7 protein-coding genes are annotated in these 8282 nt (G+C 71.5%); 6 read left to right on the top strand and 1 reads right to left on the bottom strand.

The window, feature by feature from the left end; all coding sequences use genetic code 11:
* The 4 genes from AB0N76_RS38395 to AB0N76_RS38380 form a co-directional block, all read left to right on the top strand.
* Window positions 1-2352 (top strand): amino acid adenylation domain-containing protein (locus AB0N76_RS38395; protein WP_363565490.1); only part of this gene is annotated, 2352 nt, incomplete at its 5' end.
* Window positions 2343-3587 (top strand): DegT/DnrJ/EryC1/StrS family aminotransferase, encoded by a 1245-nt coding sequence (locus AB0N76_RS38390; protein WP_363565489.1) that lies wholly within the window; start codon window positions 2343-2345, stop codon window positions 3585-3587. The genes AB0N76_RS38395 and AB0N76_RS38390, both read left to right, overlap by 10 nt.
* A gap of 11 nt (window positions 3588-3598) precedes the next feature.
* A complete protein-coding gene (locus tag AB0N76_RS38385) occupies window positions 3599-4768 on the top strand; it encodes an FAD-dependent oxidoreductase (protein ID WP_363565488.1) in 1170 nt (389 codons plus the stop codon).
* 65 nt (window positions 4769-4833) lie between these two features.
* Window positions 4834-5808, top strand: coding sequence for an ornithine cyclodeaminase family protein (locus tag AB0N76_RS38380; protein WP_363565487.1), 975 nt, complete (start codon window positions 4834-4836; stop codon window positions 5806-5808).
* Here AB0N76_RS38380 and AB0N76_RS38375 read toward each other — a convergent pair.
* Entirely contained in the window at window positions 5757-7079 is a 1323-nt protein-coding gene (locus AB0N76_RS38375) for an RNA-guided endonuclease TnpB family protein (RefSeq protein ID WP_363565486.1), read from the bottom strand. The two genes, AB0N76_RS38380 and AB0N76_RS38375, sit on opposite strands and share 52 nt — an antisense overlap.
* Before the next feature lie 182 nt (window positions 7080-7261).
* Here AB0N76_RS38375 and AB0N76_RS38370 point away from each other — a divergent pair, with 182 nt between their 5' ends.
* Complete coding sequence (locus AB0N76_RS38370) at window positions 7262-7987, top strand: alpha/beta fold hydrolase (protein ID WP_363565485.1); 726 nt, start codon at window positions 7262-7264, stop codon at window positions 7985-7987.
* Window positions 7988-8121: 134 nt separating this feature from the next.
* A partial coding sequence (locus tag AB0N76_RS38365; RefSeq protein WP_363565307.1) for an Hsp70 family protein occupies window positions 8122-8282 on the top strand: 161 nt, incomplete at its 3' end.

Here is an 8282-nt window from a genome sequence, read left to right as displayed (position 1 = left end):
ACCGACATCACCATCGGCTGCCCCAGCCACGGCCGCACCCACCCCGAACTCGAACCCCTCATCGGCTTCTTCGTCAACTCCCTCCCCATCCGCACCGACCTCTCCCACAACCCCACCTTCGTCCACCACCTCGACCACACCCGCGACACCACCCTCGAAGCCTTCAACCACCAAGACCTCCCCTTCGAACAACTCATCGAACACCTCGCCCCACCCCGCGACACCAGCCGCAACCCCCTCATCCAGGCCTGGTTCCAGCTCTTCCAGGCCGACCCCGAGCCGGCCCTGGACCTGCCCGGAGTGACGGCGGCCGCGGTGCCGGACAGCGACACCCCGGCGACCCGGTTCGACCTGGAACTGCACCTCACCGGCGGCGACACCGGCCCGCTCAAGGTCGAACTCGTCTACGCCACCGACCTGTTCGACCAGCCGACGATGGAACGGCTGGCCGACCACTACACCACCCTGCTGGGCTCCATCGCCGCCGACCCGCACCGCCAGGTCGACGAGCTCGGCATGACCACCCCCGAGGAGCTCAGCGCCCTCCTCGCCCAGGCCGCCCCCACGCCGCTGCCGCACGCGACCGTGACCGACTGGTTCCACCACCAGGCCGCGGCCACCCCCGAGGCCACCGCCCTGGTCCACGACGGTGTCGAACTCACCTACGCGGAGCTCAACACCCGCGCCAACCACATCGCCTGGACACTGCGCGAACAGGGCCACGGCCCCGAGACCGGCATCGCGCTGCTGCTCCCCCGCGGCATCGACCAGCTCACCCACCTGCTCGCCATCCTCAAAGCCGGCGCCGCCTACCTCCCGCTGGACCCCGAGCACCCCGAGGACCGGATCCGCTACCAGCTCACCGACAGCGGCACCCGCCTCACCATCACCACCCCCGAACTCCGGCACAAGCTCCCCGCCGACGCCCCGGTGCTCCTCAGCACCCACCAGCACCCGCACAACCCCGCCAACCCGCCCACCACCCACACCGCCGGCAACCACGCCTACACGATCTACACCTCCGGCTCCACCGGCCGCCCCAAGGGCGTCGCGGTGCAGCACGGATCGCTCGTCGGCCTGGTCGACTGGCACCTGCGGACGTACCGGCTGGGCACCGAGGACGTGGTCAGCCAGCTGGCCAACCCGACCTTCGACGCCGCCACCTGGGAGATCTGGCCGACCCTGCTCTCCGGCGCCCGCCTCGCCATCCCGGCCGACGGCGTACTGCGCGACCCGGACGCGCTGGTGCGGCACTTCGCCCGGGCCGGCACCACCGTCAGCTTCGCGCCCACCCCGGTCGCCGAGCTGCTGATCCAGCGGGACCTCGCCGCCACCACCCGGCTGCGCGCCCTGCTCACCGGCGGCGACCTGCTGCGCCCCCGGCCGGACGACGCCCCGGGCGTGCCGCTGTACAACCACTACGGGCCGACCGAGGCGACCGTGGTCACCACCGCCTCCGGTCCGCTGGCCGCCCCCTGGGGCCGCCCGCCGATCGGCGGCGCGATCAGCGGCGCCGAGGTGTACCTGCTGGACGGGCACGGCAACCCCACCCCGTTCGGCGTCCCCGGCGAGATCCACGTCGGCGGAACCTGCCTCGCCCGCGGCTACACCGGCCGCCCCGACCTCACCGCCGACCGCTTCGTCCCCAACCCCTACGGCGAGCCCGGCTCCCGCCTCTACCGCACCGGCGACCTCGCCCGCCACCGCCCCGACGGCACCCTCGAATTCCTCGGCCGCGCCGACTTCCAGGTCAAGATCCGCGGCTACCGCATCGAACCCGGCGAGATCGAGACCCTCCTCACCACCCACCCCCACGTCGAACAGGCCGCCGTCGTCCCGGTCGAAACCACCCCCGGCGACCTCCGCCTCGCCGCCTACCTCGTCCCCGCCCCCGGCACCGACCCCACCGCCGCCGGCGTGCGCGAACACCTCGCCGCCCGGCTCCCGGCCTACATGGTCCCGGCCACGGTCACCGTGCTCGACGCCTTCCCGCTGACCTCCAGCGGCAAGGTCGACCGCCGGGCCCTGCCGCTCCCCGAGCTGCCGGAGTCCCGCAGCGTCGAGCCGCGCGACCCGCGCGAGGAGGCCATCGCCGGGATCTGGGCCGAGGTGCTGCGCCGCGAACGGGTCGGCGTGACGGACGACTTCTTCGAAATCGGCGGGCACTCGCTGCTCGCCACCCAGATCATCACGCGGGTCAACCAGGAGTTCGACGTCGAACTCCCGGTCAGCGCCGCGTTCCAGTACCCCACCGTCGCCGCGCTCGGCGAAGCGGTGGAGGCGGAGATTCGCGCGGAGATCGCCGCGATGTCGGATTCGGATGTCTTGGAGAGTGCCACCCCATGGGCATAAGTACCCCAGCGCCCCCCACCACCTTCACCGTCCCCTACGCCCGGATGGGCAGCCAGCTGGACGAACGCGAGGTCGGTATCGTCCGCGAGGTCATGGCCTCGGGCCAGACCCTGTCCCAGGGCCTGTGGCGGGACCGCTTCGAGGAGAAGTTCCGCCACCACGTCGGCACCCGCCACGCCTACTCGGTCACCAGCGGGACGGTGGCCCTGGAACTCGCCATCCACCTGCTGGACCTGGAGCCCGGCGACGAGGTGATCACCACCCCGCAGACCTACCAGGCGACCATCCAGCCGCTGCTCAACTACGACGTGACGGTCCGGTTCGCCGACGTCCTGCCGGCCAGCCTGAACATCGACCCGGACCGGGTCGCCGAGCTGATCACACCGCGCACCAAGGCCATCGTGCTGGTCCACTACGCCGGTCTGCCGGCCCAGATGGACGAGATCATGGCGCTCGCCGACCGGCACGGCATCCTCGTCCTGGAGGACGCCGCGCACGCCCTCGGCACGGTCTACCGCAGCCGCCCCGCCGGGCAGTTGGGCCACATCGCGACCTTCAGCTTCCACTCCAGCAAGAACATCACCACGCTCGGCGAAGGGGGTATGATCACCTTCGACCGGGACGACTGGGCGGACCGCCTGGAGCGGCTGCGCGGCAACGAGTCCGACGCCGTGTTCGTGGCCTCGGACCAGACCTTCGGCCCGTTCTCCCAGCCCCCCGCCGGGGTGCTCTACCCGGGCCGGGCCTACACCCACGAGTGCACCGAGTTCCGCCGGGCCGGCACCAACGCGACGCTCTCCGAGCCCGCCGCCGCCGTCGGCCTCGTCCAGCTGGACAAGCTGCCGGAGCTGGTCGCCCGCCGGCAGGCCATCGCGGCCCGGCTCACCGAGGTGCTCACCCGCTTCGACGGCATCCGGGTCCCCGAGGTGCCGGCCGACGTGGTGCACCCCTACCACCTCTTCACCTTCCTCGTGGAGCCCGAGAGCGGCATCGAGCGGGACGCCCTGCTGCGCCGCCTCGGCGAGGAGGGCGTGGAGACCTACCTGCGCTACTTCCCGCTCCACCTGCTGCCCGAGTGGCGGGCGCAGGGACACGGGTACGGCGAGTGCCCGGTGGCCGAACGGCTCTGGTTCGAACAGCACATGAACCTGCCCTGCCACCCGAGCCTGTCGATGACCCAGACCGAACACCTCGCGGACGCCCTCACCCGGGCGCTGACCGCACTGAGCCGATGATGGGGGATCACGTGACCACCAGTGGGAAGGACTACGACGTCGTCGTGGTCGGCGGCGGGGCCGTCGGCCTGGCCGCCGCCTGGAACGCCGCCCGACGGGGCCGGTCGGTCCTGGTCCTGGAGCAGTACGAGCTGTTCACCCAGCGCGGCAGCTCCGGCGGCGCCGAGCGCCAGTGGCGGCTGCAGTACTCCGAGGAGGACCTCGCCCGGCTGACCCTGGAGGCCCAGCCGCTCTGGCGCGAGCTGGAGGAGGCGGGCGGCCGGCGGCTGGTCCACCACACCGGCAGCCTCTGGTTCGGGGACACCACCGAGGCCACCAACGAGGGCATGATCAGCGACGCCGCCAAGGTGCTGGAGCGGATCGGGGTCAGCCACGAGTGGCTCAACGCCCGCGAGATCCAGGACCGCTTCCCGTTCGCCGCGCTGCCCGACCACTACGAGGGCTTCTACCAGCCCGACGGCGGCATCGCCGACGTCAAGGGCACCCTCTGGCTGCTGCACGAGCAGGCCCGGCTGGCCGGGGTGACCGTCCTGGAGCACGCCAAGGTCGAGGAGATCGCCCCGGACGCGGACGGCGTCACCGTCCGCAGCAGCCGCGGCGTCCACCGCGGCCAGCACGTGATCATCGCGGCCGGGCCGTTCGCCAAGCCGCTGCTGGCCCCGCTCGGCATCGAGCTGGACGTCCACCTGTTCCAGATGACCAGCGCCTCGTTCCGGCTCCGCGACCCCGGCGTCGACCTGCCGACCTGGTTCGCCTTCCAGAAGCCCACCGAGGAGGACACCAACCTCTTCTACGGCTTCGGGCGCAACCCGTGGTCCGGCAGCGACGTGGTGCGGGCCGGGCCGGACTTCGAGGACCACGAGGTCGAGGACCCGTACCGGGCCGACAACGCCGCCGTCCCGCGCCACCTGGAACGGCTGACCGAGTGGGTCGCCGCCCACATGCCGGCCCTCGACCCGGAGCCGCGGCTGGCCGGGAGCTTCCTCGCCGCGCTGCCCGCCGACTCCGAGCGGCAGTTCTACTTCGGCCACGCGCCGGCCCACGTGCCGAACGCCGAGCGCCTGGTGATCTTCAGCACCGGCTGGGGCTTCAAGTTCGTCCCGCTGCTCGGCCGGGCCTGCGCCGAGCTCGCCCTGGACGGCCGCACCGGCTTCGACCTCGGCCGCTTCGCCCTGGTCTGAGTCCCACTCACGCCCCGAAGCACCCGTAACAACCCTGACAACCCTTCACGAAAGCGAGCCCTTCCATGCTGCGAGTCATCAACGGCGAGACCGCCCGCGAGCTCTACCCGATCGCGGACGCCATCCCGGACATGGCCGACGCGCTCAGCCGGTTCAGCACCGGCCAGGCCTACCAGCACCCGCGGATCACCGCCGAGCCCCCCGGCCACGACGGCCGGGTGCTGATCATGCCGGCCGCCTCCGGCGACACCTTCGGCCTGAAGATGCTGAGCATGTTCCCGCGGGCCGGCGAGAAGAACCTGCCCGGCGTGCAGGGCGTGGTGATCCTCCTCGACGCCGTCCACGGCGAGCCGCTGGCGATCATCGACGCCACCGTGGTCACCGAGATCCGCACCGCGGCGGTCAGCGCGCTCGCCACCGAGCGCCTCGCCCCGGCCGGCGCGACCACCCTGGGCGTCATCGGCTCCGGCGTCCAGGCCCGCGGCCACCTGCTGGGCCTCGCCAAGGTGCGCCCGTGGGAGAGCATCAAGCTGTACGGCCGCACCGCCGCCAAGGCGCACGCCCTCGCCGAGTGGGCCGCCGGGCAGGGCCTCAAGGTCGAGGTGGTCGGCTCGGCGGCGGAGGCCGTCCGGGACGCCGAGGTGGTCTGCACCGTCACCTCCGACAGCGAGCCGGTCATCCGGGACGAGGACATCGCCGGGCGCAACGTCCACATCAACGCGGTCGGCGCCTTCGGGGCCGAGTGGCGCGAGGCCCCCTCGGCGCTGGTCGCCCGCTCCCGGATCATCGTCGACAGCCGCGAGTCGGCGCTGCGCGAGGCCGGCGACGTGATGATCCCGATCCAGGAGGGCCTGCTGGGCGAGGACGCGATCGCCGCCGAGCTGGGCGAGGTCCTGGCGGGCACCGCCCAGGGCCGGATCGGCGACGAGGTGACCTTCTTCAAGTCGCTCGGCCTGCCGATCGAGGACGTCGTGGCCTGCGACATGGTCTACCGCCGCGCCGTCGAGCGCGCCGCCGGCGTCGAGATCAGCTTCCCTTGACATCCTCCCCCGGCTGAATGCCGGGGGATTCCGGCCGCGCCTGCGGTGCGGGGCTCGCGCCCCGTGCCGCCGGTGTTCCGATGGGTTCCCCGTTCGACGGGCCGTGCCCGGTGTGGGATCGCCACGCCGGGTCTGACCGGCCCTCCAGGGGCGTTTAGCCTGTCCGCCTGCCCGGCGGCCAGGATGTTTCGAGCAGCGTTGAGGTCACGGTCATGCAGCACACCGCACGCGGAACAGGCCCACTCGCGGACCGCGAGGGGTTTGGGTCCGTCGCGGTGTCCGCAGTCCGAGCAGAGCTGCGAGGACGGGTACGTGCGGTGCACGATGCCGACGTACCGCCCGTAGCGGGCTGCCTTCTCTTCGAGGAGTCGCCGGAAGGTGGACCATCCGGCGTCGTGGACGGACTTGGCCAGTCGGCCACGGCCGAGGCCGTGCACGTTCAGGTCCTCCAGGTACACCGCTTGGGTTTCGCGGATGATCCCGGTGGTCTGCTTGTGCAGCCAGTCCCTGCGGGTGTCGGCCACTTTGGCGTGTGCCTTGGCGACCTTCCTGCGGGCCTTCGCCCGGTTCTTCGACCCCTTGGCCTTGCGGGACAGCTCCCGCTGCGCGGCCTTCAGCCGTTTCTCCGCCTTGCGCAGGAAGCGCGGGTTGTCGATCACGCTGCCGTCCGAGAGGACTGCGTACGTGGTCAGGCCGAGGTCGATGCCGATTTCGGCATCGACCTCGGGCAGGCGCGCGGGTTCCACGTCCACGACGAAGCTCGCGTGGTACCGGCCGGCCGCGTCCAGCACGATCGTCACGGACGACGGATCGGCCGGGAGTGCGCGCGACCACTTCACCCGCACGTCACCGATCTTCGCCAGGTACAGCTTCCCGTTGGACCTGACCCGGAACCCGTTGCGAGTGAACCGCAGCGACTGCCGACTGTCCCGCTTCGACTTGAACCGCGGCAAGCCGACCGGACGCCCCTGCCGCTTGCCGGACACCGAATCGAAGAAGTTCCGGTACGCGGTGTCCAGATCCCGCAACGACTGGATCAACGGGTCCACCCCCACCGACGCGAGCCAAGCCCGCTCAGCGGTCTTCTTCGCCGCCGTGATCACCAGCTTCTGCAGTTCGGTGCTGTTCGGGTAGGGCCGGCCGCTCTTGCGGGCCTCCTTCCGGAGCGCCAGAGCGTCGTTGTACACCACTCGCGCACACCCGGCCGTCCGGGCCAACAGCGCGCACTGACCTGCCGTCGGATAGACGCGATAGGAGTACCGAAGGTGCACGAGGTCAACCTAACGGGGGCCACCGACAACGGTCCCCGCCCGAACACCCGAAGCCCGCTCCGCCGCTGTGCGGCTCCGAGCCGGCGGCCGATTCACTTCCCGGCCGAAGCCGGGAGCATCATCGGAGAACACAAGTGAGCCGGGGGACGGCGGCCGTCGCGGTCCCGGCTTCGCTGAGTCGGGTGCCGCGCGGCGATGCCCGGCACGCGCCGCTGCTCTGCCTGCCGTTCGCGGGCGGCGGCAGCCGCTCGTACGACGACTGGCAGGGCCTGCTGCCGAAGAGCGTGGACCCGGTCACGGTCCGGCTGCCCGGCCGGGAGAGCCGGCTGGCCGAGCCGCTGCCGACCGGCCTGCGCGAGCTGGCGGTCGGGCTGGCCCGGGAGCTCGCCCCGGTGCTGACCGGCACCTTCGCGATGTTCGGGCACAGCATGGGGGCCCTGCTGGCCTTCGAGTTCGTCCGGGAGCTGCGCCGCTCGCGGGGGGTGGAGCCGGCCTGCCTGTTCGTCTCGGGCATGCGGGCCCCGGAGTTCGCCGGGGACGTCCGCAAGTACGGGCACCTCACGGACGACGAGCTGCGCACCGAGATCGAGCAGATGGGCGGGACCGATCCGGCCGTGCTGCGCGACCCCGACCTGTGGGAGCTGGTCCGTCCGATCATCAAGTCCGATCTGATGATCTGCGATGAGTACGCCTACCAGGACGAGGAGCCGCTGAGCTGCCCGGTGGTCGCCTACGGGTCCGCCGAGGACGACGAGATCGACGGCGAGCTGCTGGAGACCTGGCGCCGGCACACCACGGGCGACTTCGCCGCCCGGATGTTCCCCGGCGACCACTTCTACTTCCAGAAGCAGCCGGAGTCGCTGGCGATGGACCTGGTCGACCGCCTGTACCGGCACGTCCTGAGCTGAGAACACCCCAGGTGAACGCGGTTCTGTAAGCAAAGCTGAGCGGAACGGGCTCAAGTCGGTTGACAGCGTACAGCGCCTCAGTCATTCTTGAGCCTGTTCCACTCAAGGCAAATCCTCATTGGAGGGGTCTCACCATGGCACGTGCGGTCGGCATCGACCTCGGTACGACGAACTCGGTGGTCAGCGTTCTGGAGGGTGGCGAGCCCACCGTCATCACCAACGCCGAGGGCGCGCGAACCACGCCGTCCGTCGTCGCCTTCGCGAAGAACGGCGAGGTGCTCGTCGGCGAGGTGGC

Origin of the sequence: Kitasatospora sp. NPDC093806, assembly GCF_040683335.1 — a bacterium.
GTDB lineage: Bacteria > Actinomycetota > Actinomycetes > Streptomycetales > Streptomycetaceae > Kitasatospora.
This window is presented reverse-complemented; position numbering and strand designations above follow the sequence as displayed.